The organism is Arthrobacter sp. HMWF013 (assembly GCF_003061105.1).
Classification (GTDB): Bacteria; Actinomycetota; Actinomycetes; order Actinomycetales; family Micrococcaceae; genus Arthrobacter.
This window is the reverse complement of the sequence record NZ_QAIQ01000220.1, coordinates 1-2,650: the sequence shown is the minus strand read 5'-3', so window position 1 is coordinate 2,650 and position 2,650 is coordinate 1. Positions and strand designations below refer to the sequence as shown.

The 2,650-nt window shown below is 65.4% G+C and carries 3 protein-coding genes and 1 pseudogene; all 4 read left to right on the top strand.

The window, feature by feature from the left end; all coding sequences use genetic code 11:
- A partial coding sequence (locus DBR22_RS09065) for an aldehyde dehydrogenase family protein (RefSeq protein ID WP_146187444.1) occupies positions 1 to 250 on the top strand: 250 nt, incomplete at its 5' end.
- Between the two features lie 96 nt (positions 251 to 346).
- On the top strand, positions 347 to 1,240 hold the full coding sequence (locus DBR22_RS09060; protein WP_308810197.1) for a methylenetetrahydrofolate reductase: 894 nt from the start codon (positions 347 to 349) through the stop codon (positions 1,238 to 1,240).
- 11 nt (positions 1,241 to 1,251) lie between these two features.
- A complete protein-coding gene (purU, locus tag DBR22_RS09055; protein WP_108598741.1) occupies positions 1,252 to 2,124 on the top strand; it encodes a formyltetrahydrofolate deformylase in 873 nt (290 codons plus the stop codon).
- Positions 2,125 to 2,185: 61 nt separating this feature from the next.
- A pseudogene (locus DBR22_RS09050) lies at positions 2,186 to 2,650 on the top strand (aminomethyl transferase family protein); the annotation flags it as partial.

Here is a 2,650-nt window from a genome sequence, read left to right as displayed (position 1 = left end):
CACCTGGTCCGGGCTCTGCGGCTCTGTGTGGACGGCCGATCCAGGGGCGGCCAACCGGGTGGGCGGGAAGCTCGTCTGCGGTTACGTCTGGGTCAATGACCACGGGGCCACGCGCCTGGACCTGCGTGCTCCGTTCGGCGGCATGAAGCAGTCCGGCATGGGCAGGGAACAAGGGATCGAAGGAGTCCGCGCGTTCCAGGACACCCGCTCGATCGCCCATCTGGATCCTGACGCCCTCGCCGCAGGCTGAGGCGGGTCCCCCACTTTACCTATGTACATTCCCTATCTGCATAGGTAAAGTGGTGTGTGGGCGCAACGGGGCGCCTCGCCGAAAGGACCTGCGATCGTGACTAAAATTTCGCACGCGACCAACCGTGCAGCATCCCTGAACCTCATGAAGGATTTCTCGCTGGAAATGACGGGGAAAGACATCCCGGCGCTCATCGAGGCCAGGCCCCTGATCCCGCTGGGCACCCGCATCAACGTGACCTTCCTTGGCAACGAGGACCTGGAAATGCGGGTGGCCGCGGCCAAGGCAGTGCGCGAACTCGGCTTCGTGCCCGTCCCGCACCTCTCGGCCCGCCGCCTGAAGTCCCGGCAGCAACTTGAGGAGTTCCTCGGACGCCTGCAGGAGGTCGACGCCGCCGGGCACCTCTTCGTCATCGGTGGCGATCCTGCCCAGCCCGAAGGGCCGTACAGCGACTCGCTGGCCGTCATCAACAGCGGAGTGCTGCAGCAGTTCGGGGTCCGCGAAGTGGGGATGTCCGGCTACCCCGAAGGCCACCCAAGCATCCCCAGCGAAACCCTGTGGCGTGCGCTGGAAGAGAAGTCAGCGGTGCTCCAGGAGCAGGGCCTGGACACCCTGATCGTGACCCAGTTCGCGTTTGACACTGATCCCGTTGCCGGCTGGATCGACGCCGTCCGGGCCCGCGGCATCAACGCTCCCATCCGCGTCGGTACGCCGGGCCCGGCAGGAGTCAAGCGGCTCCTGGGCTTTGCGCGCCGCTTCGGCATCGGCGCCAATGCCATGATCGTGAAGAAGTATGGCTTCTCCCTCACCAACCTGATGGGGGTTGCCGGCCCGGACAACTTCGTCAACGACCTGGCCGCAGTGCTCGCCGAACACTCCGCGGGCGGCGGCCCCGGCCTGGCCGGGCCGGTCGGACTGCATTTCTACACCTTCGGCGGCCTGGCGGAGACCGCCACGTGGGTCCGCCGGTTCAACTCCGGGCAGGAGTGAGGCAAGCAGCCATGGCTGTGCACACCGAGGCCAAGCGGGACCAGGCATGCCTGATTGTCCACGGTCCGGACAAGCCGGGGATCGTCGCCGCGGTGGCGGCCCTGGTCACCCGCAATAAAGGGAACATCGTCTCGCTCGACCAGTACTCGTCCGATCCCACCGGGGGTGACTTCTTCCAGCGGGTGGTGTTCAGCCGGCCCGATCTGGCAGTAGCGATGCCCGCGCTCGAGGACGACCTTGGGCAGACCCTCTCCCCGCTGGGCCTGGACTGGACCCTGACGGACCAGTCCGTTCCCAAGCGCATGGCCATCCTGGTCTCCACGTCCGATCACTGCCTGCTTGAACTGCTCTGGCGGCACCGCCGCGGTGAGCTGCCGGTGACCATCCCCATGGTGATCTCGAACCACACCAACACTGCCGAGGACGTCCGTTCCTTCGGCGTCCCGTTCTTCCACGTGCCCTCACTGGATGCGGACAAGTCACATGCGGAGGCCGAGATCCTGAAGCTGCTGGCGGGCAATGTGGATTTTGTGGTGCTAGCCCGCTACATGCAGATCCTGTCCCCGGAGTTCCTCGACCGGGCCGGGGTTCCGCTCATCAATATCCACCACTCCTTCCTGCCCGCGTTCATCGGCGCGGCCCCTTACCGGAAGGCGAAGGCGCGCGGCGTGAAACTGATCGGCGCAACGTCGCACTACGTGACCAAGGACCTCGACGAGGGCCCGATCATCGAACAGGATGTGGCCCGGGTGACGCATGCCCACACCGCCACCGACCTGCAGGCCCGTGGCGCGTACGTGGAGCGGGCCGTCCTCTCGCGCGCCGTGCAGTGGCACGCCGAGGACCGCGTCATCCGGCACGGGAACCAGACCATCGTTTTCTGATCCGTCCCACTTGGATCAAGCAACCACAACAGAGCACATCGACACAGACAAGAGGTTCATCGTGGCACCCAGGAATCTGCAGGAAGTACTCGATTCGTCCCGCGGCGCAGTTGACCTGCTCCGCAACTCGCTGATCGGTTCCTACATCTACCCGGTGGTTCCGGCCGACTTCCAGAACTGGATCAAGGAGCAGACGGCGTGGCGCCAAACCGCAGTGCTGTACGACCAGTCCCACCACATGGACAACCTGTTCATGCGGGGTTCGGACGCCATCAAGCTCATCTCGTCCACGGCCATCAATTCCACGGCCGTGTTCCCCGTGAACAAGGCCAAGCAGTATGTGCCCACCACGGAGTCCGGCCACGTGATCGGCGACGGCATCCTGTTCCGCGAGGGCGAGGACGAGTACACCTATGTGGGGCGCGCCCCGGCAGCGAACTGGCTGCTGTACCACGGCGAAACCGGCGGCTACAGGAATCTGGACATCACGGTGGACCGCCGTTCCCCGTCCAGGCCCTACGGCGGG

What these genes read in the sequence shown, in the direction of transcription:
- purU (WP_108598741.1), top strand. Translation starts at nt 1,252, where the DNA reads ATGGCTGTGCACACCGAGGCCAAGCGGGACCAGGCATGCCTGATTGTC.